The following is a 26,257-nucleotide window of genomic DNA, read 5'->3' as shown; positions in this document are numbered from 1 at the left end:
TTTGACTATTATCGTGTATCAGAGGGGCGTCTCGGGTTCATGCTTCTCCTGTTCCCGAATCTGCGAGCCGTCGCTCAGCGTAATCCAAGTGTCGAACTGCCGCTGTCCTTCATGCAGGCGAATAACCCTCGCACCACGGAGCATGCCTTCCCGGCCATATGTACCATAACCGGTAGCTCTGCCGTAGCAAAGCCGGATGCCGTAGAGCTCGCCCCAGTAATCGTTAATATGATCATGGCCCGCAAAGGTGCCCATGACATCCCCTCTTTCGAGCATCGCCGCAAACAAACCGGTGTTCAGCTGCGGGCAACACACCGCCTCAAACTTGTTTCCGTAACACGTCTTGCGTTCCCATACATCCCTGTACTCCGGAAGCGGGATGTGGAAGAAGGCCAATGCCGGCATGGATTCGCCGCCACGCTTCACGCCGTATGCGGCGAACGCCATCTCATACCAACGGATCTGATCGCGCCGGATCCAATCATACCCTTCGACGGCCGGATGCTTTGACATCTCGCCCGAATCGAAAAAATACAGCACGGCTTCAGCCGTATCTCCCCTCTTTCCGTATATAGGAAGTGTATAGTTGCCGACACCGCTAATTTCCGTCGGCCCGGGCTCCGCGCAGCAGCCGGGAATATCCATGGCAGCCTTCAATAATTCCTCCCGCGTAATATCGCCTTCCGTATCATGATTGCCGAATACGAATGCCCAGCGAATCCCCCGAGATGCCACCGCGAATACGGCATCCTTGAAAGCCTGAACGGGGTCCAGGCAGCTTGCGGAGCTATCCCCTGTCTCCCCTGTATAGATAATATCTCCAGTAAACACAACGAGATCGGGCTGTTCCAGGTCCAGCACCGTCTCCATGCACTGCCGGCTCGCCAAGTCTTGCGCATCGCCATTCCTCCAGTGAATGTCGGTAAACTGTACGATCTTAAACGTCTGATCTTCTTTAAAGCGGAGTATGGACTTCATATTGCAGCCTCCCTTAATTTCGGTTTGCGGTTTCTGTGTGAATTGTTGTTGTTTTATGTGTATATTAGAGGGGGTTTCATGATTCCGTCAATGATTTTTGTTGACATGATGAGGAAACTGCCATAATAATTAGTTGAAATCAACAACAATGGTCAATATCAGTCATACGTATGTGAGGTGAATCCGCAATGTCCGTAACCTATGAAGACCGGCGGCAAAAAATCCTGCATCAATTGGAGCTTGAAGGCAAGGTCCAGGTTCACGCCCTCGCGAAGCAGCTGGATGTATCTGCCGAAACGATCCGCAGGGATTTGGACCGATTGGAGAAAGAAGGCAGGCTCCGCAAAGTTTACGGCGGTGCCGTAAAATCTCGCTCCGGACAGATCGAACCATCCTTTCTAAGCCGCTCGCAGACGCATACGGAAGAAAAGGCCGCGATCGGCAAGCTGGCAGCTTCCCTTGTTAAAGACGGGGAGACCATTCTGCTGGATAACGGGACGACCACCATCGAAGTGGTACGTTACCTTCAGGACCGCCCGCATGTCACGCTCATCACGCACTCGGTGCCTATTCTCAATCTGGCGATGGAGATTTTTCAGGGGAAGATTATTTTTATCGGCGGGGATATGGACCGGACCAAACAAGCCGCAACCGGCCCGCTTACCGAAATGCTGCTGGAACAGTTCAAGGTGAATAAGGCGTTCATCTCTGTCGGGGGCATCTCGTTAACCGACGGCATTACCGATTATGATGTGGATGAAGCCTACATATCCCGAAAAATGCTGGAGCGTGCGGAGGAAGGCATCGTTCTCGCCGATCATTCGAAGCTCGGGGTAACCACATTCTCGAAGCTCGCGAAGCTGGAGGACATCTCCATGCTCATCACGGATCCAGGCTGCCCGCAGGAATGGGTGGATAATCTGTCTGCTCGCGGGATCGAAGTTCTTACCGGGCCGATCTGATGGAGCTTCTGGCCCTTCTTCTGGTCCTGTCATCCGGTCTGACGCATGCGCTCTGGAATCTGTTTACGAAGCGAAGCATTCATAAATCGGTATTTCTGTGGTGCATTCATTCGGTAACCTTAATCATTCTAATGCCTTATTTCTGGATCGAAATGTCGCAGCTCACGCTGAGCCCGAAAGTGTATGGCTTCATTCTGCTGTCCATGACCATACAAGGAGGCTACATCCTCCTGCTCTCCAAAGCTTATACGCATGGGGATATGTCCCAGGTCTATCCGTTTATGCGGGGACTCGGCGCCATGCTGACTTCCCTTTGCAGCCTGGTTCTATTTCACGAGCAAATGAGCACCGCCGGCGTCCTTGGGCTATCCGCCATTATTTTCTCTTTATTCGCTTTATCCGGAATCCGGGCCGGCTCACATCACAATGTGAATGGAAAAGCGCTTATTTACGCCTGTCTGGTGGGGCTCTGCATTTCAGGCTATACGCTCACGGACAAGGCGATTCTGGATGCCGGAGTTTCCCCCGTGCTGTTAATCCAGTTATCGAATATCAGCTATTTCATCGCGCTTATCATCCCTGTCCTGCGATCCGGACAACTGAAGCGGGAATGGTCCGTCAACTGGCGCACCATACTGCTCGGCTCTGTTCTGGCGCCAGGCTCGTACCTGTTATTTCTGTTCGCCATGAGGCTTACGCCGCTTGCCCATATTGCACCGATCCGTGAGATCAGCACCGTATTCGGCACGATATTCGGCATTCTCATACTCCGGGAACAGCAGGGCTCGCGCCGAATCGTGATGTCTGCGCTGATCACATTAGGCATCATCACCATCGCTATCTGGGGTTAGCTCTCATTCCGTCGGTAAGTCAACCATGTATGAGTCCTGAATCCAACACTGCCATTGTATGTATCATCAAAATGTACCGATCATGTACATAACAAGGAGGCTGCCACCTATGGCACAACGAGTCGTCATTCTTGGAATCGACGGGGCGGGGGGATTCATCCGTCAAGCAGACGCCCCACATCTGCATGCGCTTCTGCAAAGCGGAGCCTACACCTATGAGGCACGGACCGTGTATCCCAGCATCAGCGCAGAGTGCTGGGGCTCGCTCTTATACGGCGTGAGCCCGGAGCGTCACGGGCTTAACAACGACAAAGCGATTCATCGCAAGACCCCTTCCGACTTCCCTTACGCCTCGCTCTTCAAGCTGGCCCGCCGGAAGTGGCCGGATGCACCGTTAGCCGCGTTCAGCTGCTGGGAGCCGATCAACAGAGGGATCATTGAAAACGATCTGGGCGTCCACATGGAATCCATGCCGGACCCTGAGCTCGCGGAAGCCATCACCGCTTATGTACATCAGCATCCCGATTTCAAGCTGATGTTCATCCAGCTTGACCATCCGGACGCCGCCGGCCATCAACACGGCTTCGGCACTTCCGGTCAGCTCGCGCAGATTGCCGTCACGGATCAATACGTACAAAGGATTATGGACGGCTTGCGCAAGGAAGGACTGCTGGAGGATACCTGGGTCATCACCGTGAGCGACCACGGCGGAGGCGGTGCTCATTCGCATGATCACGGCAGCGACCATCCGATGGATATGACCATCACCTGGGGAATTACGGGCCCTGCCGTAAACGCCGGCCCTATCCAAACGCCGGTCGGCATTATGGATACGGCTGCCGTTACGGCGCATGTGCTGGGATTGCCCGTACAAGAATGCTGGGAAGGAACCATTCCCGGAGGACTGTTTTCATCAAATTTATGAATCGGCCAAACCTTTTTTAAATAGCCAACAGACCAAAAGCCGGCGATTACACGCCGGCTTCTTCGTGGAAATCGATCTCTTCCGTCCGTCGAATTGCCGCAAACCATCGCAGGACGTCATTATGATGATCTATAATCTGCTGGGCGGTCAGGGCCGAATTATTCCAGGTGCTGTGGGCGTCTCTTACCAGCGTGACCCGGTAGCCCAGGCTTACCGCCCTTCTGCATGTCGTATCCACGCACAGATCGGTCTGCATTCCGGCAAGCACGAGATGCTCGACGCCGTGACGCTTCAATTCATCCTCAAGCGTCGTTTGATAGAATGAATCCGGCTTCGTCTTGTGAACGATCGCATCCATCTTTGCAGGTGCAATATCGGCATGAATCTTCCATGCCTCCGACCCCTTCTCCAAGCCCTCATCGCTGTGTTGTATGTAGACCACGGGAACATTGTCCTTCCTGGCCTTAGCTATAAGCTGCTTGATGTTTGTCAGCAGCCGTTCTCCCTCAAATACCGGATCCCCTTCCTCAAACATCGCATTCTGAACGTCAATGACCAACAACGCCGTTTTCCCCATCCCGCCAGCCTCCCTGTTCATATTCCAATCTTTCTCCAATATAGAACGTATATTCCCGTTTTACAATACATAAAAGTATATTTCGGAAAACTCCCGGACATTTGAGCAGCAGAGCTGGCTAACCGGAAATGATAAGGGATCATTGAAAAACGGATTGAATAATCCGCGCCCCCTCAATTTGATATAACAACTGATACAAACTAAAATACCACAAATAAAGCAATACCACGCCCGCTCACCGTCCATCGAGGAAAAATGAAGTACTAAAACATTAGATTTCCCTCTTCCACCGACTTTTCAGGTTCGACATACCAACTTAAATGATGTAATATTAACCTATCGATTTTTCTGACGAATCCCGCATATATGATATATCAAATTATAAGGGGATATTCATGGAACAATTTCCGCTATACCAGCAAATCGCGAATGCGTTACGGGCAAAGATTGAATCCGGGGAGCTTCAGAGCGGGGATCAACTGCCAACCGAAGCTGAAATCTCGAAGACTTATAACGTAAGCCGCATCACATCCAAGCGGGCGCTGACCGAGCTTGAGAATGAGAAACTGATCTATCGGATCCAAGGGAAGGGCAGCTTCGTCAGTACATCGCCGCCTCCCCGCCAAGCTTTCGGCGGAAGCGGCAAGGACGTTCTGCTGATCCTGCCGTTTGCCCATAATCCCGGGCTCGGCGATTACGAGAAAGGGATTAATGAATATCTGGCTGCGACGGATTATACGCTGAACATCCAGTCGAATACGATTGTCGGGCAGCGCAGATTGCTGCAAAGCGCCCTTCAATCCTCCCACTCGGGCCTGATCTTCTACCCGGTTAACAGCGTATCGGATCTCGGGATTTTGTATCAGTATCATCTTTCCGACTATCCGCTCGTCACGATGGATAAATGCATCCAAGGGATTCCGTTCCTCTCCGTGGTCGCCGATAACTTCGACGGCGGCTACCAGGCTGCCCGCCATCTGATCGAGAACAATCACAAACGAATTGCCTTCCTCTCGTCCCAGAAGATCGAGGACTCATCGTCGCTCCGGGAGCGCTATTTCGGCTATTTGAAGGCGCTGTTCGAGGCAGGCCTGACCGATCCCGGCATGCATGATCTTACCGAACAGGGTCTGGCCCATGACAATCCTGCGTCGCAGGAATATTTCCTCCGGCTCCTCGAATCCGTGATGGAGCAAGGCATCACCGGCATCGTAGCCGAGAATGACCTCATGGCCATCGAGATCATTCAAGCTGCCAAAGAACGGGGGCTGTCCGTCCCGGACCATTTCTCCATCGTGGGCTTTGACGATATTCAGCTTGCCGGTCTCATCGAGCCGAAGCTGACCACCATCTCGCAGGATTTCGAGCGGATGGGGTACCTTGCGGCCGAAAGCCTGATCGGGCTCATCGAGCAGCAGCCCCGGGTTCAAGCCAAGGAGAATGTTGTGGTTCCGGTACGGCTCATTAAGCGCCAGACCGTCAAGAAGCTGTAACCTGCCATCTATTTTCAATTGATTAAAAAAGGAGATGTTACATATGCTGCAATACATCGATACACGACAAGGCTCCAACAGCAGATATCCTTATTCCAACGGAAACACGCTTCCTTATACAGGCGTGCCTTTCGGCATGAACCATTTCGTTGTGCAGACCCACAATGAAGGCAGCTGGTTCTTTAACCCGCATGACCGCATCTTCCAAGGCATTCGGCTGACGCATCAGCCAAGTCCTTGGATGGGCGATTTCACCCACTTTCTGATGACACCGATCGCCGATGACAAGATCAAAGGCTCCGTCTTCACTTGTCAGAGCTCGTACCGCCCGGAAGAGGCCGTATTTAAGCCGCACTATGTGCGGGTTAAGCAGCAGCGCTACAACATTACAACCGAACTGGTTCCGACCTGTTACGGAGCGGCGATGCGCATAAGGTACAATTCCAAGCAACAGGCCGGATTGGTGCTGAACGTGAGCAATAAGAGCGAGTTCCGTCTGGATGCTGCGGGGCGCAGGCTCACCGGATACGTCAGCAATTTTGCCGACTGCCACGACAAGGATTTCAGGATGTATGTGGCCATGAGCTTCAGCAAAGATGTGGACCTCTCCGCGTCCGGTTATTATGACGAAGAAGGCGCGTTCACTCCCGAGGTCTCACTGGGCGGCACCGATCAGCATACCGTCATTCGGTTCAAGGATTGCGAGCGGGAGGTCTTGGACGTGAAGCTGGCAACCTCTTTTATCAGCATTGAGCAAGCCGAGCTTAACCTTCAGCGCGAAGTAACGGGCACCTTGGATGAGCTGAAAGACCGCGCTGCCGAGGCATGGAATCATTACCTTGGCAAGATTAAGGTCACGCATTCTAATGAAGAGTATTTGCGCACATTCTATACCTGTCTGTACCGCATGTTCCTGTTCCCGCAGAAATTCTATGAACTGGATGCCGATTTGCAGCCGGTCCATTACGATACGACGGCCAAGGCGGTCAAGAGAGGGATTTTGTACACCAATAACGGATTTTGGGATACATACAAAACGGTATATCCGCTGTACTCCATCATTGCTCCGAGAGAGTATGAGGAAATGCTCGAGGGCTTCCTGAATTCCTACCGCGAGGCCGGATTTCTGCCGAAATGGCTCTCTCCGGACGAGCGCGGCCTGATGCCGGGGACGCTGATCGATGCCGTTATCGCAGATGCGGCCGCCAAAGGAATCGGCATGCACCTGATGCCTGAGCTGCTGCAGGCCATGCTGAAGGCGGCCACGACGCAGAGCGAGCAGAATTGCTACGGGCGCCAAGGGACGCTTGATTACCTCCAATACGGGTATGTGCCAAGCAGCTACCACGAAAGCGTGAACCATACCCTGGACTACGCCTACAGCGATTATTGCATCAGCCGTGTTGCCGACGTGCTCGGCGAGGAGGGAATTGCTAAGAAATACCAGAAAAGCGCATTGAATTACCGGAACATCTTCGATTCCGACACCGGCTTTATGCGGGCGAAGGATAAGAACGGACAGTTCCGCCAGGAATTCGACGATACAGCTTGGGGCCGAGATTATGCCGAAGGCAGTGCTTGGCAGAACAGCTTCGCCGTATTCCAGGATTTCGAGGGTCTGATTCGGGCGTACGGTTCAAAAGAACGCTTTTTCGACAAAATCACTGAATTATGCAACAAAGCGCCGGATTTCGACGTGCTCGGGTACGGCTTTGAAATCCATGAGATGAGTGAGATGGCCGCGATCGATTACGGGCAGCTGGCGATCTCCAATCAGCCGAGCTTCCATATTCCGTATCTGTTTAATTATGTAGGGCAGCCAGCCTCGTCCCAGGTCGTTCTGAAGCAGCTGATGAGCAATCTGTTCAACAGCGGCTATGACGGCTTCCCGGGGGATGAAGATAACGGCAGCATGTCGGGTTGGTACGTATTCAGCTCAATGGGCTTCTACCCGGTCTGTCCCGGCAGCAATGAATATGTGCTCGGTATTCCACTCTTCGACAGCGTCACCATTGAGCTGCCGGACGGGAAGCAAATGCGTATTCATACCGACAACAACAATCCGCAATCCAATTTTGTATCGAAAGTGGAGCTCGAGGGCGAGGAATACACCAAGCTGTTTATTACGCATGAGGATATCTTGGCAGGAAAGACCCTTGATTTCCGGCTTGGTTTGGCACCCAGCTACCGTTCCTATACTCCCGAGGAGCTCCCATTCTCCTTATCCAAGCAAGAGCGCTAAAGGTTCGCTTGTAACTGATACAAGGGACATCCTCAAGGCCGGATTCACGGCCTCCGGGATGTCCCTTTTCTTCGTTTGGGTTCACTTCTCTGAAAATGAAAAAAACGGAATGTTCAGTGCCGCGTCGGGTAACAATACACTTGATCTTCATTTATGACCGATAATCAGAGGAACTATGGGGGTGATATTGTTGTGGTCGACCATTTTGTACTACGTTCCAAAGTGGACTGTTTTTGCTCAAGCCTTTCTGCTCTTGTTAATCCCTCTCCTGCTCATACCCATGTTCAAGATGATCCGAAAATCCTTAAACTCCAGCTTTTCGTTGAAGCCGGACAAGTATTCCCCTCCTAGAACAAAAAGTCCGCTGGAGGGTATCCGGATGACAGGACAGTTCGATAAAGACGTAAAGGTCATCCGGAACGCTATCGGAAATCAAGCGGATGTTCGTTTCCGCGAGATTATGATTAAGGGAACGAAGTCGAGGGCCGTGATTCTCTATGTTGAGGGGTTGACGGACATCGACCTGATTGATTCCCATATTCTCAGGCCGTTGATGCTTCAAGGTGTACAGGAAGAACAGCGAAATTCCTTTTTCCACTCAAAAAATATAATGAAAAATTATGTAACTGAACAACTGATGACCGTCAGTGAACTTCAGCCTGAACCTAGCCTGAAGAAGTTCGTGGAATCGGTTCTTTTCGGCAAAACCGGATTAATCGTCGAAGGGATGCAGGAAGCTCTTATTATCGGAGCCGCGAAAGGAAAAAGCAGGAGCATCGAGGACCCGATCTCGGAGGCGCTTCTGCGCGGCCCCCGTTTCGGCTTTACCGAGCGCCTCGGAGATAACACGGGCCTGCTCCGGCTCCACGGACAGAACGAAAGTCTCGTCCTGACGAAGTTCGAAGTGGGGAACCGTGTAAAGAAGGACCTGGTTTTGGCCTACATGAGGGACATTGCCAATCCAAAGCTGGTTGAAGAAGTATCCTCCCGGATTCAGAAGATCGAAATCGATGATCCTATGGAGTCGGGATATATTGAGCAGCTCATTGAAGATAACGTGCTTAGTCCGTTTCAGCAGGTGCAGAACACCGAAAGACCGGACAGGGTGATTGCCGGATTGCTGGAAGGGAGAGTTGCCATTCTGCTGGACGGTACTCCATTTGCTCTCATCCTCCCGGTTACCTTCAGCATGCTGCTCCAATCGCCGGAGGATTACTATGATCGATGGCTGCCGGGCACTTTTATACGTGTGTTGCGGTTTCTGGCTGCTATGCTCGCCCTCCTTGCCCCGGCGCTCTATATCTCATTCATTTCGTATCACCCCGGCTTGATTCCGACCAAGCTGGCGCTTTCCATTACCGAGACTAGACAAGGCGTACCGTTTCCCTCGATCATCGAGGCGCTCATCATGGAGATCTCGATTGAAATCTTGCGGGAAGCCGGAATCCGGCTCCCGAAACCGATCGGGCCTGCGATGGGCATCGTCGGCGGTCTGATCATCGGCGATGCGGCCGTCAACGCGGGGATCGTCAGTCCGTTCCTGGTGATCGTCGTTGCCGTTACCGCGATCTCGTCCTTTACCATTCCGGTATACAGCGCCGGGATCACCCTTCGCATCCTTCGTTTCACCGGGATGTTCAGCGCCGCAGTACTGGGACTGTTCGGCGTCGTCTTGTTCTTCCTGTTAGTCTGCAGCCATCTGGTACGACTAAAGAGCTTCGGTGTTCCGTATGTCAGTCCTATGACACCTTACAACATCAGCGAGTGGAAGGACTTTATTATTAGGGCTCCGCTCAAAATGATGAAGAAACGGCCTTCTATGTTAAAACCGAATGACAGCGACCGAAGAAACTGAAGATATCCAAGCAGTGAAAAGAGGTTAGAACGATGAGCAGCTCCAACACGGGTCCGAAAGAGAATATCTCCACTTCGCAAGCGGCCGTAATGGTTATCAACTATATGCTTGGGGCTGGTATTCTTACTCTTCCCAGAACAACCGCAGAGGCCGTTCGAACGCCGGACGCATGGATCTCCATCATCGTGTCCGGACTTATCGTTTTGGCAGCAGGCTGGATCTTAGTATCGCTGTGCAAAAGATTCCAAGGAAAGACATGGTTTCAATTCGTCCCGGAAATTACGGGGAAATGGATTGCATTCCTCCTAAGCCTGCTGGTCATCGGATATTTCATGATCATAGCGGCTTCTGAGATTAGAATTTTGGCCGAGGTGACGGGGTTATTCCTACTGGAGGGCACTCCCATCTGGGCAATTGTCTTACCCTTCATGTGGATCGGCCTGTATTTGACGCTTGGGGGCATCAACTGCATCGCCCGTCTCTATGAAATCATTCTGCCAATCACGCTTGTGTTTTTGGTTCTCGCCCTCCTGCTAAGTAGTAAGATTTTTGACGCGGATAACCTGAAACCAGTACTTGGATCGGGGATTATGCCTGTATTGCGGGGAATAAAGCCAACGCTTCTCTCCTTTACAGGCTATGAAATTATGCTCGTAGCCACAGCATTCATGAAATTTCCCAAAAAGGCCACCAGAGCAGTGATCACCGGCATTTCGGTACCCGTCGTGATCTACACCTTTACCGTCGTTATGGTCATCGGGGGAATGTCAATTAACGGCGTGGAGAAGAGAACCTGGCCCACATTGGACCTGATGCGCAGCTTCGAAGTGCAGGGCTTGCTCTTTGAACGGTTCGAATCCCTGCTGCTTGTGATCTGGATCATGCAGATTTTCTCTACCTTTACAGTCACGCTTTATGCGGCTTCTCTCGGGTGGTCGCAAATATTAAACAGAAAATTCCGCACCTTTGTGTTTGCACTGCTTCCTGTCATGTTCCTGATCGCAATGATTCCTAAAGACGTTACGGAAGCCTTTAAGCTCGGCGATACGGTCGGTTATGCCTCCGTCTTTTTGTTCGGAGTTATTCCGCTGATATTGCTGCTCGTCAGCCTTGTCCGCAAGAAAGGAGCGAAGCCCAAATGAACAGACGGGTCCGCCAATCGCTGCGGATTATTGCAGCCATGCTGCTCGTCCTTAATACCGGATGCTGGAGCAGCCAGGAAATTGAAGATTTGAGCATTGTCGTAGGACTCGGACTGGATGTTGCAAACGAGTCGAAATTCGAGCGCGATCTTGCTAAACAAGGAGGAGCATACCCGAAGAGGAATGTGTTAACCGCGACGGTACAGATCGTTCCGCCTATATCCGGCCGGGGACAGCGACAGGGACAGGGGCAGGGACAGAGCCAGGGAGGCTCGTCGGGAGGCAAGGCCTATTTAAACGAAAAGCTGACGGGAGATTCCATTTTCCAGATTTTCCGCCAGTTCTCGGTCCGTAGAGACCGCCCGCTGATCGGAGACCATCTCAAGGTAATCGTCGTTGCATCCGAGTTGGCAAAAAAGTACAGCCTGGAGCAAATCTTCGATTTCATCCTGCGCGATAACGCCATACGTCCCAGCTGTCTTGTCGTCGTAAGCCACCAGGCCGCAATCGAGGCACTGAGCTCGACCGAGCCCGGGGAAGTCCCCGCCTTCTATTTGACGGGACTCGTCGATAACCGGAGCCGATCTAACAAAATCCTTCCTCCGGTGACCTTGATCAAGCTGGACAGCACCATGCAGTCGGGCACCAGCTTTCTGCTGCAAAATGTGGTTACATCTCAGGGGGAACACAAGTTTTCGGGGGCTGCCATTATTAAAGGCAGCTCCAAGAAGTGGATCGGGGAATTAACCCAGTTCGACGTGGAAGGCTTGTCCTGGATCAGAGGGGAAGCCCGGGGCGGAGCGCTTAAGGCATATGCTCCAGGCGGGTATACGGTATCCTATGAAATAGAGGATTCCAGCAGCAAGATCATTCCCAAGGTTAAGGATGGCGAGATTTCCTTTCATATTAAGATGGAATCGGAGGGTCGATTAATTGAGGACTGGAGTTTTCCGGAGATCCCCTCCACCGAAGGTTATCTTAAGGAGATGGAGAAGGTATTTGAGAAACAAGCCTCCAAGCAAATCGATCAGGTGCTGCACAAGATGCAGCATGTATACCATGTCGACGTTGGAGGATTCGATAAGGAGCTTCAGATCAAGCATCCAAAACTGTGGAAGAAGATCAAAGATCAGTGGGATGATACCTTTAGCCGCATCCCGATCACCTATGAGATCGATATAAAGATAACGGATGCCGGATCATCCACGGATTGAAAAGAGCGGAGCGCGGAGCTGACAGGCCCGCGCTTGTTTACGTTTCCCACATAGCCAATGCAGAGTATGCCTAGCGCTACGGCCCTGCCAATGATTGCTGCAGCAATTGTGCTGCAAATAGCAGATGCTCAGCAATACCCTTATATGAGGAACATCGCTACGCCCGTTGTGGCCGCAAGACCGATCAGCACAGGCTTCAGATTGCGTCTGGCCAGCTCGAACGGACTGACGCCGCATATAGCTGCCGCCGGAATAAGGGCCCAAGGAATCAGCGTGCCGCCTCCAACCCAGATGGCAGCCACCTGGCCGAGTGCAGTCAGCGTCTCGGCGCCGGAGCCGATCGCAGCAGCGAACAGCTGCGCAACCGAACCGGCCAGCGAGATCCCGGAGAAGCCGGAGCCGTCCAGACCGGTAATGATGCCGGTAATGGTCAAGGTAACCGCACCCGCCGCACCATTGAGCGGCACCACATGGGCAAGGGCAACCCCCAGATCGTTCACGATGCCGTGCGAGGCGGATGGCAGAACGGTTCCGAACAACTCCGCGAAAGCTGCATCGCCCAGGTAGAAGAAGGCCGCGATCGGGATCACGGGCCCGAAGACTTTGAAGCCGAACATAAGACCCTCGATTAAATATGAGGTGACTTTCTCAAGTCCCCGGTTACGGTGAGCGATCAAGGTAATGGCACCAAGAATGAGGACGGCCGTGCCGCCAACGAGAGCGGTTGCATCCCCTCCCTGCAGCTTCAGGAGGAACATCGCCGCAACATCTGCAGCGAACAGCAGCAGGATCGCAATCGCCAGCCATTTCTTCATCCCCGGCGATATAACCGCCGTCGCATGCTCCTCATCCGAATGGGTCGTGAGCGCATCTCCCGTGCTTTTAATCGTGACGAGTCCATCCCGCCAAGTGCCGTTTCTTAAATCCCTTCGCATCATCCAGAACGCGGTCACGGTTGTAACGGCTCCCATCACGATAACAAGCGGCACGCTGGCGGCCATGACACTGGCTACGGGCAGCCCTGCCGCATCGGCCGTCAGCTTCGGTGCTCCCTGGATAATATAGTCGCCCGATAGCGCGATACCATGACCGAACAGATTCATGGCTACCGCGGCCCCGAGGGCAGGGAGTCCGACCCGAATCGCCACCGGCAGCAGAACGGCGCCGATTAACGCCACGGCAGGCGAAGGCCAGAAGAAGAAGGAAGTGATCATCATAATGATGCCGATCCCCCAATAGGCCATCGCCGGCGTGCGGAGAAAGCGCGTTAACGGCGCCACCATCGTCTCGTTAATCCCGGTCTTGATCAGCACCCTGCTCATTGCCACAATAATGGATATAATCATGATCGTGCCCATCAGCTCTTTCGTTGCATAAATGAACGATTGGAACACGCCCGAGACCGAGCCGCTGATTGTCTCCGTCGCCAGCAGGCCGAGCGCAAAGATGCCGGTCACGCAAATCAGCGTCGTGTCGCGGCGCCGGATCAGCAGCGTCAAGATCAGCACGATAAACGCCAGGTACACCCAGTGAATCGCGGTCAGTTGAATTCCCATATGCCGTCACGCCCTTTCCAGGCAGTTGGTTTATTTGTGACTACATCTTATGCATGGGCCTGGGCAAGGGTTCAATGACCCGTACGACCGGACGTTTACGAAATCTGCACGATGCGTATGGTATATTGAATGCGAGCGGTGTTTTGCGAGGAAAGGAGTTGAATCGATGTACACCATTCTGATCGTGGAAGACGATGAACGCATCGCGGATAAATTAAGCTCGGCCATCTCCAAATATGATTTTAATGCACGCATCATTGATGATTTCAGCCGCGTCATGGACATCTTTACGGATACGAAGCCGGATCTGGTGCTGCTGGATGTTAATCTGCCGAAATACGACGGTTTCTATTGGTGCCGGCAAATCCGAACCCAGTCCCACTGTCCGATTATTTTCATCTCGGCACGCGACAGCGGCATGGATCAGATCATGGCGCTGGAAAACGGGGCCGATGATTATATTACGAAGCCGTTTGACATGGAACTCGTTCTGGCCAAAATCCGCAGCCATCTGCGCCGTGCGGTTGGCGCTTATGCGACCGGCCAAGAGGAGGAACATACCGTTGAAGGCGCCGGTCTCATCCTGTATCCGGAGCGATTCGTCGTGGCCTATGGGGACCGGTCAGCCGAGCTTACCCAAAAGGAGACGGCCCTGCTGATGATGCTGATGGAAAAGGACGGCCGCGTGGTCAGCCGCGAGCGGCTGCTGGATCTGATGTGGGAGGATCAGCATTTCATCGATGACAATACGTTAAATGTCTATATCACAAGGGTTCGCCGCAAGCTTCGCGAATTGGGCGCCGGAGACCTCATTGAGACCGTTCGGGGAGCAGGCTACCGGTTCGTGACGGGCAGGGAGCCCTTATGAGACTGTTCCTGCGGGAGCATCTCCCGCTCATCTTGTTTTTTACCGTGCAAATGCTGCTTGTCCCCCTCCTGTATTGGCTTACCGGGGAGGGCAGGCCCTTTGCCATCGTGCTGTACGGGATTCTGCTGGGCAGCGTCGTGCTGCTCGCCTATCTTGCGTACCGTTATCTTTCCCACCGCACGATGTATCAGGAGCTTTCTTCCGAGGATCTTTCGGAGGAGTTCTCCAACCCTCCCTTGGGTGAAGCGCCCCTGCCGGAGGCGATGCATGAGCGGATCAGCCATTATGAACGTTTATATCGCGAGCAGCTGTACCGGCATCAAAGCCAGACCGACCAGCATCTCGCCTTCATGAACCGCTGGGTGCATCAAATGAAGACCCCGCTGTCCGTGATTCAGCTCACTCTCGATGAAGTCGGAGAAGCACCCGCCGAGCACATTCGGGAAGAGCTCGAACGGATACGCAAAGGCCTGGAAATGGTGCTGTACACCGCCCGCTTAGACCGGTTCGAGCAGGACTTCGCCGTAGAATCCATCGGACTCCGTGCCGTGGTAAGCGAATCGGTCGTCGAGAACCGCAGGCTGTTCATTCGTAAAGGCATTACGCCGGTGTTCCAAATCGATGATCAGATCTCCGTCTATACGGATGCCAAATGGTTCAGGTTCATGCTGGGGCAGATTCTGACGAATGCCGTGAACTATTCGGGCAGCCCCGGTAAGAAGATTCATTTGACAGCCGAAGCGTCAGGAGCATTCGTTAAGCTGCACATATGCGATGAGGGGATCGGCATCGCGCCGGAGGATATCAACCGGGTGTTCCACCCCTACTTCACCGGAGAGCGCGGGAGGCAATACCATGAATCCACCGGCATGGGCCTTTATCTTGTCCGTGAAATCGCCCATAAGCTTGATCATTCCGTACAGCTGGAGTCCACGCTCGGTGAAGGAACCACCGTTACCTTGACGCTGCGCCGAGCTGATAACCAAGGCACACCTCGAGACTAGGTGTGTCTTCTTTGTATAGGCATAGGATATCGTGAGATCCATCGTCTAAAGAATACGAACAAAAAATACGAACATAACCTTATGGCAGATGTAAGCTCCGTTTCACCTAAATCCATAGCAGGGCCAGGGCAATATGCGATAGAGTTAGGTTACACTAAGAGGATGTTCAAAAAGTCGTCTTTTGATCACGTAGGGAGTCAAGAAGTAACTCGGCATCGAATCTTGAATTCAGCCGGGCCTTCCGGTGCTCACGTACCCAAAACGTACGCTCCGCTCCTCACTCCCTAGCTTCATCCAACCTTCTCGGTGCTGAAAATCCGACTTTTTGAACTCGCACACTAATTAGGCATATAGAAAGGAGCTTACGGGTTATGGCTATTCTTGAAGTCACAGCATTAAACAAAGTATATACGGGCAAAGTGGCGACACAAGCTCTTACCGATATTCACCTCACCATCGATGAAGGGGAATTCGTCGGCATCATGGGCCCTTCGGGCAGCGGCAAAACCACGCTGCTGAACATGGTATCCACCATCGATCGGCCAAGCTCCGGCGAGGTCAAAATCGGGGGAAAGAATCCGTACACCATGAAAAAGGGCGAGCTTGCCCACTTCCGCCGGAGACAGCTCGGCTTCGTATTCCAGGATTTCAATCTGCTCGATACGTTAACCGTTGCCGAGAATATTGTGCTTCCGCTGACGCTGGACCGTCGTCCGCTCAAGGACATGGAGAAGCAACTGCAGCAGACCGCCTCGCGGCTTGGCATCCGCGAAATTCTCAATAGACGCGTATACGAGATTTCAGGAGGCCAAAGGCAGCGTACCGCGATTGCCAGAGCGATCATCGGCGCGCCTCTGCTGCTCCTTGCGGATGAGCCGACAGGAGCGCTCGACTCGAATTCCTCGCGGATTGTGATGGAGTCGCTCGCCGAGATCAATGAGCGGGACCGTACCACCTTGATGCTGGTTACGCACGATCCTTTGGCCGCAAGCTATTGCAACCGCATCGTTTTTATTAAGGACGGCAAGCTTGCCGCCGAAATTCACCGCGGCGAGAACCGGCAGGCCTTTTTCCAAAAAATCATCGATACGCTATCGTTCTGGGGAGGGAATACAAGTGAACTTTCCTCAATTCGCGTTTAACAACGTCCGGCGGAATGCACGTCAGTATTTTGCCTATCTCTTAAGCAGCTCGTTCATGGTCATGATCTTCTTTACCTATGCCGTATTTATCTATCATCCGGCTATCGAGAATTCGCCAATGGGCGCCATGACGCGTACGGGCATGACCATTGCCACCGTAATCGTGTATGTGTTTGCCTTCTTGTTCGTGCTGTATTCGATCAGCGTCTTTCTGAAGTCGCGGAACCGGGAGTTCGGTATTCTTACGATCCTCGGGGCCGAAGCCAAACAGATCAATTGGCTGATCTTCCTGGAGAACACGCTGATTGGCGCCATTGCCATCGTGACGGGCATTGCCAGCGGAATGCTGTTATCGAAGGTGTTCTTGCTCATCAGCACCAAAGTGATTGATATGGACGAGCTGCCGTTCTATTGGCCGGTCAAAGCGATCCTGCTGACCGCCGGTGCGTTCGCCGCGCTGTTTCTCGTCATTTCGCTCTTCACCTTGCTGTTTATCCGGAAGAATCAAGTTTTGGAGCTTCTCAAAGGCACCAGCAAACCAAAGACCGAACCGAAAGCCAATCTGTTCCTGGTCCTCTTGGGCGTGATCCTGCTGACCATCGGCTTCTCCGTCCTTCGCGTCAAGGAGTTAGACCCTACAGGACTGATGATTGCTGCGGTTACCGGCATTCTGGGCACGTATTTCTTCTACTCCCAACTATCCGTATGGGTGGTTCGCATGCTGCAGCGAAATCGAACGACCACTTGGAGAGGGACGAACCTGCTATGGATCTCCGAAATGAGTTACAAGATCAAGGACAATGCCCGCATGCTGTTCCTGGTCACGGTTGTCGTGGCTCTGGCCTCCATGAGCACCGGCTTCGTGCTGGCCATGCAGCAATCGATTCGATCGGTATATTTGGATAACCCCTACGCGCTTAGCTACACCTACTACAGCAATGCCGACGAGACTAAGGTGCAGGATGAGTTGGCCCTGATTGAACAGCGACTCCAGTCAGAAGGGCTTAAGTATAAACGTGCGGAGGTCGAGACCATCTACTATCGCTTGTCAGCGAATGGGGAGGACTCCTTACACATCATGCCGCAGTCCCAATACGATCGTTTGGCTGCCATGATGAATACCAAGCCGGCTGGGACACTCGGCGAGAATGAAGCCTTATTGACGGAAACCCCGAATGCAGCGAAGAAGAGTAAAGGGAAGCTAATGGAAGCGGATATCGATTTATCCGGTCAGCCCTACTCATTCAGCTTGGAGAACCGCACAGACCGGATCGCGGCTTTGGTGTATAGCGGCAGATTGATGGTCGTTACGGACACCATGTTTGAAGAGCTGCGGAGCGGGAATAAAGCAGATAGAATCAGTGTGAATCATACGTATCCGTTTATTTTTCCCGATTCCCAAGGGCTCCCCCAGAAGGATGATCCTGAAACCAAGCTCGGTCTGGAGCTGTCGGAATGGAACGGAAGCGCAATCAGTGAAGGTTATATAGAATCCAGAGCGGAGAACTATTACACCAATAAACAGGGCTTCTCATTATTCAGCTTTATCGGGGTGTTTGTCGCCTTGATCTTCTCGATTTCAACCGCCAGCTTCCTGTATTTCAAGCTGCATACGGAGCTTTCAGCGGACCAGGCGATGTACCGTTCCCTGTCCAAAATCGGACTCAGCGCCCGGGAGATGAATATCTCCGCAACAATTCAGATTGCCGTACTGTTCCTTATCCCGATCTTGGTTGCCTCCGTACAGTCCTTGGTCGTGCTCGGTCCCGTTCTTGGATATCTGGATGCTCCGTATGTTAGCGGTCCTGTATTGGCGGCCTCATCGGCATTCTTGGCTGCCCAAACGATCTATTTTCTAATCGCCAGAGCCCGTTACATCAAGTCTGTGAATAGAATGATGGTGTAACACAATGGCTACAGTAAAAAATGAGACCGTGATGAAACGCCAGCCTGCCACTGGAACGGGACGATTACAATTTCTAGACCAGTTCAGGGGATTCGCTCTGCTTGGCCTGCCGTTTGTTAACGTACTGGCGCTCTGGCTGATCGCCACGCCTATCGTGTCCTTATTTTATCTAAGCTCGCTCTTGATGCTCGGACATACCCGCATAGGCGCCAAGGTCTTGCATCCGTTACAGGCGTACGGCAGGATGGCGCTTACCAATTACATTGGCCAAACGGTTTTTTTGGTCGGAATTCAACGTTTAATATTGAATGGATCCCCGAGCACGTATGTCGTCTCCACGCTCGTTTCCCTAGGGATTGTGGTCTTCCAGATCATCATCAGCAACCTGTGGATGCGTTGGTTCCAATACGGGCCTCTGGAATGGTTGTGGCGGTGCGGGACCTATTGGACCCTGGTGCCGATTCGCCAAAAAACAGGAAACCCGCAGGCCTGAGGCCTATAGGTCTCCTGTTTTTTCTTGTAGATGCCGCCCAGTGATCATGTAAATCCCGAAAAGTATCGTCCATATAAACACAGGGCCTGCGATGACCGGGTAGATGAACACGCTTAATTTCGGAAGCAGCAGTGCAACAGGTATTCCAATCGCCCCCCACACTCCTGCCGCTATGCCAATCCATGCCAAGACGGGCTTCATATTGCCTCCAGCAAGCAGCGCAAGGCCAAGCAGGCTTACTCCGATCCAGGCCAGCATCATGGCAAAGTCGCCGGCCATAATGCCGAAAGCAAATAATCCCACACCCAAGGCGGCTGTCCCAGGGTCCTGCACCGAACCCCACTCCTTGGCCAGGACCGGAAGAACGGTTAACTCCATCGCAAGTACGAGCACCCATATCGTGATCGCCGCAATGAACAAGCGGGATGCCAACATCGCAGCAGGGCGCCTGCTGGCGACGGCCTCCCCGAGCGACAGTCCTCCCAGCCACAATAATATGGCCGCCAGCATCAGGCTGTGATCCCATTGCCAATAGGTCAGCATGTCCGGAATCATCGATATGACATGGTGACCCGTCCACGGATCCGTAGCCGGCGGGTGCATCAGCGTAGCTGTAACAAACAACGCCCCGCCCAATAAAATGCTGATTCCCGCATAGCGGCTAATCCGCGATGCATCCTTCCATTTGCTCATGGGGGGTTCCCTCCTTGCTTCTTCGTCTACCTATCCTTATACTTCCCGCTCTGCGTTGAAACTAGAAGTTTAATATTTTGTCGCGGACATTCAAGCAGATATGCCTGATTCCACTGAAACCGGGCCATTTACGTCCGTTGAAGAGCGGGATATGATATCTTTATCCACACGGTTAAAAAACCTACATCGCAAGGAGGCGGCATATTGGATGATGAAGATCAGCGCTTTTGCCAAGGTCAGCGGACTGTCCATCAAAGCACTGCGCTATTATGACGAGCTGGGCCTGCTCAAGCCGGCCCATGTGGACGAACAAAGCGGATACCGTTATTACGCCGAGGAGCAGCTTCTGACCGTCAAGCGGATTGCCGCCTACAAGGAACAGGGGTTTACATTAGAACAGCTTAGGCCGTTTTTGGAAGACAATATAAGAGCCGATGCCGTTAGAGACAAGCTTTCCGAGAAAATGAAGGAGCTTCAGGAGACGGTGCAAAGTCTCCAGCTGCAGCTGGATGAGGTGAACAGCAGACTATCTCACCTGGAGCACATCGGGACGGGTGATCCCGAGGAGTCCATCCGGACCCGGAAAGTCCCGTCTCAACGCGTCGCTTCCCTTCGTGACCAGGTCCCCCGCAGCCAGCTATGTCTCTTGCTCGATGAGGTTATGAAATATGCGGCTCTACAAGGGGAAGAGGAGGCCGGGCAGCTCATCATCCTTTGGCATGACGACGGCAATGGGAATGCCGATGTGGCAGACATTGAAGTTGCCCTCCCTTTATCCAGGGATATACCTGCCAATGGCCGGGTGCGTGTGCATGTCCTGCCAGAGCTGGAGTCAGCCGCATCCCTTATCCATCATTGTGATCCGTACGGCTATGGCTGCCCCGTCATACCCGAGCTCAAGGCATGGATTTCGTCCCAAGGTCTCGTTCAATCGGACCGGGAGCCGATCCGCGAGATGTATCTCACTTCGGACAAAGATATCTATGGCAAGAAGCGCCCCTCGGAACTGCTTATCCCCTTACAAGCTAATGCGAAGTAACCATAACGTGATCGGATACCGCAGGAGCGCCGCGGCCCACCCTTCATCGCCTCAACTCGTACTTGGTGTGGTAGTAATCTGGCTTGTTTTTCATGAGAGCTCAAAAAAATGCTCCCCCTCTTGACTCTCCCCTTAACAGGAGAGTGTACAGTAGCTTTAAATCAAACAAGAGGAGTGGGATTTTCATGAAACGATTGGAAGACAAAATTGCATTGGTTACAGGCGGAAGCCGAGGCATCGGCAAAGGAATCGCGCTTCGGCTGGCGGAAGAAGGGGCACTGGTCGCTGTTCATTACGGAACACGCCGGGATGCAGCGGAGGAGGTTGTCCAGACCATACAGAATCAGGGCGGGCGGGCTATCGCCTTAGGCGCCAACCTGGAATCGGTAGACGGAGCCAAAGGGCTTATTCATTCGCTGGAAGAGGAACTTCTTCGCGCAACGGGGGACAACCGCTTCGATATTCTGGTGAATAACGCAGGCATCGGAACCTCCAAGACCTTTGAAGAGACGACCGATGAAAGCTTCGATGAGCTGATTGCCGTAAATGTAAAAGCACCGTTCTTCCTGGTGCAACAGGCCCTGCCGCTCCTGCGTGATGATGGGCGCATCGTCAACATCTCCTCCGGCGTGACGCGGATCGCTTATCCGCATATTATGGCCTACAACATCACCAAGGGAGCCATCAATACGTTTACCTTGCATCTTGCCAAGCTGCTGGGCCCGCGCGGAATTACGGTGAACGCGGTGCTTCCAGGGATTGTGGACACGGATGTGAACGCATCTTGGCTGCATACGCCGGAAGGACAGCAGCATGCCGCGGAGATGTCCGCGCTTGGCCGAATCGGTCAGCCTTCGGATATTGCGGATGTCGTAGCGTTTCTCGCATCAAGCGACGGGCGCTGGGTCACGGGACAAATGATTGACGCAACCGGCGGCTCTCATCTGTAACTGTGAAGAAGGGCTATCCTTGCTCGGCAGTAACGCCAAGAATGATAGCCCTTATGCTATATATACTGCTGTTAATTGGATCTGTTAGTATGCTGCTCAATCAAGGTAGCTCTTTCCCTCAATTCGTTGTTCCATCGGATTCGCCCATCCGCACAACCGACTTTCGCTCCGGGTCCCAGCGCAGTGACAGAGCCTCACCTTGCACATGCAGGCCTCCCACCCATTTGTCGATGATACCGGTGCGGGCATCGCCGGCCTTTCCGGCTAATACCTCCCGGCCCAGATTCGTGACTTGCAGGACCTGATCTTGGAAATGCGGGGCGGCCTGCTTGAAGTCCGGAAACGGTGCTGTGCCATCAGTAACCAGCAGCGGGTCCGGCCCCTCCGTCAGCTTCGCAAGGTAAAACCAGAATTCCAGGTCCCCCATGCCGAGCATATGGAGCTGGTCTCCTACCCTTCGGAACAACTCATACGGCTGATGAACTCCATCCGCTACAGCCTCTAACGTCGTCTGCTCGATGATTCCGAGCCCATTGCCCACAGAGGGCAGCCGGGCAAGATGGGCCTCGAATGCATCCCTTGCAAAAGGCAGTGCCGGGGAATCCACCTCCAGCATGCGCTGATGTTGCTCCGGCCGATCCGAGGTATAGGCTTCCCACAACATGCTGCCGAGTGCAAGCTCGTCTTCTCCGATCGCATGCCATGTGCCCGATAAAGTCTCGAGCTGCTCGGTGCTGAGCTGCCCCAACCCGCGAAAAAGCTCAATGCCCGGGTAGGCGCCAATGCACAGCAGGCTCAGCTTCGTATTTCCCAATGACTGCTCCTTAAACCAATGCAGCAAATAGGACAGCATGGTCTGGTCAAACAGGTCATGCTCAAACCAGAGCACGATTTCATCATATTTATGAAAATCCCGAAGCTTCCTCTCCTGCGACTCGCAGGTCTCGATATATTCCTTCTGCGGAATCCCGAGCGTTTGCTCCAAATAGCGAGCCCTCGTTCTGCGATTATCCGGCTCGTCCATTCTCGGAAAGACCGGACCAAACGAATAAAGCTCTCTCCACACCAGGATATCTCCTTGAATGTTCCCTTGCTTCAGCTTATCCCCCACTGAATCTCCGTTGACAATATGCAGCATACGCCTGCCTCCCTCATATAGATCGGTGAACACCGATACAAAGTCGGCTACATGAAGCGTGTTCTTCAGCTTCCGCCGGGCATCAAAGAGCCGCTTCTTCAAAGCTGCCAGAGATATATCCAGATATTGCGAAATCTCCTGCAGGCTGTAGCCTTGAAAATAATAGAGCTGAACCGCAATCCGCATGCCCGGCGGCAAATCCGCGATCGTGGCATGCAGCTGGCCGATCAATTCTTTCTTTTCCACAACCGTCTCCAGGCTCCGCTGGTCGCCAGCCGGCAATTCCATCTCGTGCAGCGGTAACGTCTGCAGCTGCTTGCGGCGCAGGTCCCTGTAGCACTGCCGCTCAACAATCACTTTGAACCATCCGGGAAAACGCCGGGGATCCTGCAGCTTATGCAGATTTGCAAAAGCCTCCGTAAAGGCCTCCTGCACGGCATCCTCCGCCGAGTGGGGATCCTGCAATTTATCGTAGGCTACGGCCAGCGCCATTCCGGTATAATGCCGGACCAGGCTTTCCTGAGCCTCCGCACTGCCCTGCCGGGCTGCCTCAATCCACTGAAGCACGTTCATCTAACCCTCCTTTCCCGGTGTCTCTATCCCTTAAGTGCCGATCTGAATGAAAAAGGTTACCTTCCTTCAAGAAATTATCGTTTGAACCGGATGGATGATCGATCGGAAATTCTCCATCGCCTTCGCCGGCGCTTCCGAAACACGGTTCCAATGGTGATAGAAGCTGCATGGAAATTTAAACAGATGGCCGAAGTCCCAGTCGATCGCAGCTCCGTCAATGCCCGCCCAGTACTCCGGCTGATGCGGCAGCCAGACCGATCTTGGAGCCTCCGCGAGAGGCAGCCGATTCCACCGGGGATATGAGCCGGATCGGTTCCGCAGGGTCCAGCCGGCGGCTGGCACGGAGCACCTTCACGATTTTGAGCAAGCCCGGCAAGCCTCTATGGAAGTAAGTATGGTGGCCTAAATCGTACAACAGGTTTAAGGCATGGGAATAGGTCAGCATATGCCCCAGCAAGTCATGATGGGCTTCCGCGCGGTAGATCACCGAATAAGCGGCCAGTTCGTTCAAAATAAAAGCCGACAGCTGATCGCCGTCCGTTATTTCAGGTATCCCGTCAAGCTCATCCAGAGTCAGCCGTTTAACCTCGGCTGCTGAATATCCGATCCAGGACCTTCCCGGGATCGTCTTCGCGAAAGAGCCAATTAATTCCGCAATATCGGCAGCTTCATGCCGTAGACCGCCTCCAAGCTCATGGAGTGCAGCCAGGCTTATTGCGGAATAGATCACGTTGTGACCTACCCAGTGCAAGCCATCAATCGTAGCGTCTAGGGCCGCGAGAATCCGTGCTTCCGCGTCTTTCACGCTTATGCTGTCCTCTGCCGCCGCCCTTCCCGGCTGCAAGTATTTGCCGACCATCCTCCGATTCTCCACCGCCACGGCCTCTTCAACCTTCCCGGTCAACCGGTTTGCCTTTGCGAAAAAATAACCCGCAATCGCGGCCGCTCCGTAATGGGCCTGCCAAATATCCCCCGTTTGCCGTCTGCACTGCGACAGTATGGTTAATCCGTCAGCGAGAATCACCGTCTCCTGATCCCTCAACATGAATCCCCCCATAACGCTTGACATTAACCTAACACCTGTGTGATGATACTCATCAAATCATCTTGTTCTCTCTTCCATTCGAAAAAGAGCTGCGCAGATGATTTCAAGAACAACATACCACACGGCTAGGAGAAGAAATAGTAGCTTATCTTTCGAGGTCCAAGCGAACCGGCGAATGGTGCGAGGCCCGGTACCCCGGAATAAGTGAATGGATCTTCTCGCTTCAACCCCAACCTTCGGCTAATGCCGGGGCAGTAGGCCTTGACGGCTCTCCTCCGTTATCATGGGAGATATGACAGGAAGCATGGCGTTGTCCCCCTTCCCCATTCCTCCCGTGTCATGGATAAGAGCGGCTGTACGGTCGAATTCGGGTGGTACCGCGGAGTTACACTTCGTCCCATAGAGGGATGAGGTGTTTTTGTGTTGTTCGCAAACGATCAGGAGGTGTGTTATGAAACGATTATTGTCTGGCATCAAGCCAAGCGGGGATTTGAATATTGGCGGGTATGGAGGCGCGCTCCGTCAATATGTGAAGCTGCAGCATGAGTATGACTCCTATTTCTTTGTGCCGGATCTGCATGCAGTGACCGTCTATCAGGATCCCAAGGAGCTGCATCAGCGCTCGCGGGACATTGCAGCGCTGTATATCGCATCGGGGATCGATCCCGATAAAGCGACGATTTTTCTGCAATCGCAGGTCCCTGAACATGCCCAGCTGGGATGGTTGCTGGAGACGCAGGCGCATTTCGGCGAATTAAAGCGGATGACCCAGTTCAAGGAGAAATCCGCCGGGCAGGATACGGTAAGCTCTGCCCTGTTCACGTATCCGGTCCTGATGGCTGCCGATGTGCTGCTCTATCAGGCAACGCATGTGCCGGTCGGTGACGATCAGAAGCAGCATCTGGAGTTGACCCGTGATGTGGCCGAGCGGTTCAATAACCGGTATGGCCGCACGTTTACGATGCCCGAGCCGATCATTCAGGATATTGGCTCCCGCGTCATGGGCCTTGACGATCCGTCCAAGAAAATGAGCAAGAGCAATCCGAATAGAAATAGCTGCATCCACATGATGGATACGCCAGAGGATATCCGCAAGAAATTCTCCAAGGCCGTTACCGACTCGGACGGACAGGTCCGGTACGACTGGGAGAATAAGCCGGCGGTCAGCAATCTGATCGAGATTTATTCCGTATTCTCCGAGGAGGAAATCCCCTTCATCGAGAAACGGTATGAGGGCCAAGGATACGGTACGTTCAAGAAAGAATTGGCCGAAGTGGTCATCGAGAAACTTCAACCGATCCAGGAGAAGTTCCATCAAATCGTGAATTCCTCCGAGCTTGATCGCATTTTGATGGACGGAGCGAAGCGTGCTTCCGAAACCGCAGGCACAACACTGCTTGCCGCCAAGAAAGCGATGGGATTCGTCACGTTCTGAAAGCACCGCAGGGCGTCCCCTTGGTATCTGCATCCTGCTATTAGGATTGAGATCAAGGGGCGCCCTGCACCATTCATCCATTACATCGTGCCTTATCCACCGTCAATAACCTCTTATGAAGGCCCACTCCGTAATCCAGTAATCCATCGTACAGTTTCCTTTTCCATGTGCTATTT

General features: G+C 53.1%; 22 protein-coding genes and 1 other annotated feature. Of the genes, 16 read left to right on the top strand and 6 right to left on the bottom strand.

What is annotated here, in order from left to right:
- Positions 1-18: 18 nt before the first annotated feature.
- On the bottom strand, positions 19-978 hold the full coding sequence (locus MKX76_RS24055; protein WP_341034736.1) for a metallophosphoesterase family protein: 960 nt from the start codon (positions 976-978) through the stop codon (positions 19-21).
- A gap of 188 nt (positions 979-1,166) precedes the next feature.
- On the opposite strand from MKX76_RS24055, the gene MKX76_RS24050 reads away from it, so the two are divergent.
- The 3 genes from MKX76_RS24050 to MKX76_RS24040 all read left to right on the top strand — a co-directional run bounded on the left by MKX76_RS24050 (position 1,167) and on the right by MKX76_RS24040 (position 3,716).
- Positions 1,167-1,940 carry a DeoR/GlpR family DNA-binding transcription regulator gene (locus tag MKX76_RS24050; protein WP_341034735.1) on the top strand — a complete coding sequence of 258 codons (774 nt, stop codon included), beginning with the start codon at positions 1,167-1,169 and terminating at the stop codon, positions 1,938-1,940.
- Positions 1,940-2,791, top strand: coding sequence for a DMT family transporter (locus tag MKX76_RS24045; protein WP_341034734.1), 852 nt, complete (start codon positions 1,940-1,942; stop codon positions 2,789-2,791). The genes MKX76_RS24050 and MKX76_RS24045 overlap by 1 nt, the downstream gene beginning before the upstream one ends.
- A 109-nt stretch (positions 2,792-2,900) precedes the next feature.
- Positions 2,901-3,716: an alkaline phosphatase family protein gene (locus tag MKX76_RS24040; RefSeq protein ID WP_341034733.1), complete on the top strand. Its 816-nt coding sequence runs from the start codon at positions 2,901-2,903 to the stop codon at positions 3,714-3,716.
- 46 nt (positions 3,717-3,762) lie between these two features.
- On the opposite strand, the gene MKX76_RS24035 is transcribed toward MKX76_RS24040, so the two are convergent.
- A complete protein-coding gene (locus tag MKX76_RS24035; protein ID WP_007128985.1) occupies positions 3,763-4,293 on the bottom strand; it encodes a cysteine hydrolase family protein in 531 nt (176 codons plus the stop codon).
- A gap of 395 nt (positions 4,294-4,688) precedes the next feature.
- On the opposite strand from MKX76_RS24035, the gene MKX76_RS24030 reads away from it, so the two are divergent.
- From MKX76_RS24030 to MKX76_RS24010, 5 genes are all read left to right on the top strand, one after another.
- Positions 4,689-5,786, top strand: coding sequence for a GntR family transcriptional regulator (locus MKX76_RS24030; protein WP_007128986.1), 1,098 nt, complete (start codon positions 4,689-4,691; stop codon positions 5,784-5,786).
- Positions 5,787-5,829: 43 nt separating this feature from the next.
- On the top strand, positions 5,830-8,028 hold the full coding sequence (locus tag MKX76_RS24025; protein ID WP_341034732.1) for a GH92 family glycosyl hydrolase: 2,199 nt from the start codon (positions 5,830-5,832) through the stop codon (positions 8,026-8,028).
- 175 nt (positions 8,029-8,203) lie between these two features.
- Positions 8,204-9,883, top strand: coding sequence for a spore germination protein (locus MKX76_RS24020; RefSeq protein WP_445669850.1), 1,680 nt, complete (start codon positions 8,204-8,206; stop codon positions 9,881-9,883).
- 32 nt (positions 9,884-9,915) lie between these two features.
- A complete protein-coding gene (locus MKX76_RS24015; RefSeq protein ID WP_341034730.1) occupies positions 9,916-11,025 on the top strand; it encodes a spore germination protein in 1,110 nt (369 codons plus the stop codon).
- Positions 11,022-12,239 (top strand): Ger(x)C family spore germination protein, encoded by a 1,218-nt coding sequence (locus tag MKX76_RS24010; protein WP_341034729.1) that lies wholly within the window; start codon positions 11,022-11,024, stop codon positions 12,237-12,239. Before MKX76_RS24015 ends, MKX76_RS24010 begins: the two co-directional genes overlap by 4 nt.
- A 140-nt stretch (positions 12,240-12,379) precedes the next feature.
- Here MKX76_RS24010 and MKX76_RS24005 read toward each other — a convergent pair whose 3' ends face one another.
- Complete coding sequence (locus MKX76_RS24005) at positions 12,380-13,795, bottom strand: hypothetical protein (RefSeq protein WP_341034728.1); 1,416 nt, start codon at positions 13,793-13,795, stop codon at positions 12,380-12,382.
- Positions 13,796-13,961: 166 nt separating this feature from the next.
- On the opposite strand from MKX76_RS24005, the gene MKX76_RS24000 reads away from it, so the two are divergent.
- The 5 genes from MKX76_RS24000 to MKX76_RS23980 all read left to right on the top strand — a co-directional run bounded on the left by MKX76_RS24000 (position 13,962) and on the right by MKX76_RS23980 (position 19,208).
- Positions 13,962-14,663: a response regulator transcription factor gene (locus tag MKX76_RS24000; RefSeq protein WP_251535816.1), complete on the top strand. Its 702-nt coding sequence runs from the start codon at positions 13,962-13,964 to the stop codon at positions 14,661-14,663.
- Entirely contained in the window at positions 14,660-15,667 is a 1,008-nt protein-coding gene (locus MKX76_RS23995; RefSeq protein ID WP_341034727.1) for a sensor histidine kinase, read from the top strand. The genes MKX76_RS24000 and MKX76_RS23995 overlap by 4 nt, the downstream gene beginning before the upstream one ends.
- A gap of 371 nt (positions 15,668-16,038) precedes the next feature.
- The gene (locus MKX76_RS23990; RefSeq protein WP_251535818.1) at positions 16,039-16,809 is read left to right on the top strand and encodes an ABC transporter ATP-binding protein; all 771 of its coding nucleotides are present in this window, start codon (positions 16,039-16,041) and stop codon (positions 16,807-16,809) included.
- Positions 16,784-18,715 carry an FtsX-like permease family protein gene (locus tag MKX76_RS23985; protein WP_251535819.1) on the top strand — a complete coding sequence of 644 codons (1,932 nt, stop codon included), beginning with the start codon at positions 16,784-16,786 and terminating at the stop codon, positions 18,713-18,715. Before MKX76_RS23990 ends, MKX76_RS23985 begins: the two co-directional genes overlap by 26 nt.
- A gap of 4 nt (positions 18,716-18,719) precedes the next feature.
- Positions 18,720-19,208, top strand: a complete 489-nt coding sequence (locus tag MKX76_RS23980) for a DUF418 domain-containing protein (RefSeq protein ID WP_341034726.1) — start codon at positions 18,720-18,722, stop codon at positions 19,206-19,208.
- A gap of 3 nt (positions 19,209-19,211) precedes the next feature.
- On the opposite strand, the gene MKX76_RS23975 is transcribed toward MKX76_RS23980, so the two are convergent.
- Positions 19,212-19,901 carry a hypothetical protein gene (locus tag MKX76_RS23975; protein WP_341034725.1) on the bottom strand — a complete coding sequence of 230 codons (690 nt, stop codon included), beginning with the start codon at positions 19,899-19,901 and terminating at the stop codon, positions 19,212-19,214.
- 208 nt (positions 19,902-20,109) lie between these two features.
- Here MKX76_RS23975 and MKX76_RS23970 point away from each other — a divergent pair, with 208 nt between their 5' ends.
- On the top strand, positions 20,110-20,940 hold the full coding sequence (locus MKX76_RS23970; protein WP_341034724.1) for a MerR family transcriptional regulator: 831 nt from the start codon (positions 20,110-20,112) through the stop codon (positions 20,938-20,940).
- A gap of 185 nt (positions 20,941-21,125) precedes the next feature.
- On the top strand, positions 21,126-21,890 hold the full coding sequence (locus tag MKX76_RS23965; RefSeq protein ID WP_251535823.1) for an SDR family oxidoreductase: 765 nt from the start codon (positions 21,126-21,128) through the stop codon (positions 21,888-21,890).
- Between the two features lie 118 nt (positions 21,891-22,008).
- On the opposite strand, the gene MKX76_RS23960 is transcribed toward MKX76_RS23965, so the two are convergent.
- Together MKX76_RS23960 and MKX76_RS23955 are read right to left on the bottom strand one after the other, a co-directional pair.
- A complete protein-coding gene (locus MKX76_RS23960) occupies positions 22,009-23,601 on the bottom strand; it encodes a sigma-70 family RNA polymerase sigma factor (RefSeq protein ID WP_251535824.1) in 1,593 nt (530 codons plus the stop codon).
- A 214-nt stretch (positions 23,602-23,815) separates the two neighbouring features.
- Positions 23,816-24,646, bottom strand: a complete 831-nt coding sequence (locus MKX76_RS23955; RefSeq protein ID WP_251535825.1) for a hypothetical protein — start codon at positions 24,644-24,646, stop codon at positions 23,816-23,818.
- 118 nt (positions 24,647-24,764) lie between these two features.
- Positions 24,765-25,049 (top strand) — a binding site (T-box leader).
- A 48-nt stretch (positions 25,050-25,097) separates the two neighbouring features.
- Here MKX76_RS23955 and trpS point away from each other — a divergent pair.
- Positions 25,098-26,081 carry a tryptophan--tRNA ligase gene (gene trpS, locus MKX76_RS23950; protein ID WP_007129002.1) on the top strand — a complete coding sequence of 328 codons (984 nt, stop codon included), beginning with the start codon at positions 25,098-25,100 and terminating at the stop codon, positions 26,079-26,081.
- Positions 26,082-26,257 lie beyond the last annotated feature (176 nt).

This window comes from Paenibacillus sp. FSL R5-0810 (genome assembly GCF_038002285.1).
GTDB classification, from domain to species: domain Bacteria; phylum Bacillota; class Bacilli; order Paenibacillales; family Paenibacillaceae; genus Paenibacillus_AQ; species Paenibacillus_AQ lactis.
The sequence above is the reverse complement of the archived record's forward strand: the minus strand, read 5'-3'. Positions and strand labels throughout refer to the sequence as shown.

Bases quoted from the DNA above. Each gene is read 5' to 3' on its own strand.
- MKX76_RS24055 (WP_341034736.1), bottom strand. From the start codon at position 978: ATGAAGTCCATACTCCGCTTTAAAGAAGATCAGACGTTTAAGATCGTA.
- MKX76_RS23965 (WP_251535823.1), top strand. From the start codon at position 21,126: ATGAAACGATTGGAAGACAAAATTGCATTGGTTACAGGCGGAAGCCGA.
- MKX76_RS24045 (WP_341034734.1), top strand. From the start codon at position 1,940: ATGGAGCTTCTGGCCCTTCTTCTGGTCCTGTCATCCGGTCTGACGCAT.
- MKX76_RS24005 (WP_341034728.1), bottom strand. From the start codon at position 13,795: ATGGGAATTCAACTGACCGCGATTCACTGGGTGTACCTGGCGTTTATC.
- MKX76_RS24035 (WP_007128985.1), bottom strand. From the start codon at position 4,293: ATGGGGAAAACGGCGTTGTTGGTCATTGACGTTCAGAATGCGATGTTT.
- trpS (WP_007129002.1), top strand. From the start codon at position 25,098: ATGAAACGATTATTGTCTGGCATCAAGCCAAGCGGGGATTTGAATATT.
- MKX76_RS23990 (WP_251535818.1), top strand. From the start codon at position 16,039: ATGGCTATTCTTGAAGTCACAGCATTAAACAAAGTATATACGGGCAAA.
- MKX76_RS23995 (WP_341034727.1), top strand. From the start codon at position 14,660: ATGAGACTGTTCCTGCGGGAGCATCTCCCGCTCATCTTGTTTTTTACC.
- MKX76_RS23980 (WP_341034726.1), top strand. From the start codon at position 18,720: ATGGCTACAGTAAAAAATGAGACCGTGATGAAACGCCAGCCTGCCACT.
- MKX76_RS24025 (WP_341034732.1), top strand. From the start codon at position 5,830: ATGCTGCAATACATCGATACACGACAAGGCTCCAACAGCAGATATCCT.
- MKX76_RS24015 (WP_341034730.1), top strand. From the start codon at position 9,916: ATGAGCAGCTCCAACACGGGTCCGAAAGAGAATATCTCCACTTCGCAA.
- MKX76_RS23960 (WP_251535824.1), bottom strand. From the start codon at position 23,601: ATGAACGTGCTTCAGTGGATTGAGGCAGCCCGGCAGGGCAGTGCGGAG.
- MKX76_RS23975 (WP_341034725.1), bottom strand. From the start codon at position 19,901: ATGAGCAAATGGAAGGATGCATCGCGGATTAGCCGCTATGCGGGAATC.
- MKX76_RS24040 (WP_341034733.1), top strand. From the start codon at position 2,901: ATGGCACAACGAGTCGTCATTCTTGGAATCGACGGGGCGGGGGGATTC.
- MKX76_RS24010 (WP_341034729.1), top strand. From the start codon at position 11,022: ATGAACAGACGGGTCCGCCAATCGCTGCGGATTATTGCAGCCATGCTG.
- MKX76_RS24050 (WP_341034735.1), top strand. From the start codon at position 1,167: ATGTCCGTAACCTATGAAGACCGGCGGCAAAAAATCCTGCATCAATTG.
- MKX76_RS24020 (WP_445669850.1), top strand. From the start codon at position 8,204: ATGGGGGTGATATTGTTGTGGTCGACCATTTTGTACTACGTTCCAAAG.
- MKX76_RS24000 (WP_251535816.1), top strand. From the start codon at position 13,962: ATGTACACCATTCTGATCGTGGAAGACGATGAACGCATCGCGGATAAA.
- MKX76_RS24030 (WP_007128986.1), top strand. From the start codon at position 4,689: ATGGAACAATTTCCGCTATACCAGCAAATCGCGAATGCGTTACGGGCA.
- MKX76_RS23955 (WP_251535825.1), bottom strand. From the start codon at position 24,646: ATGTTGAGGGATCAGGAGACGGTGATTCTCGCTGACGGATTAACCATA.
- MKX76_RS23970 (WP_341034724.1), top strand. From the start codon at position 20,110: ATGATGAAGATCAGCGCTTTTGCCAAGGTCAGCGGACTGTCCATCAAA.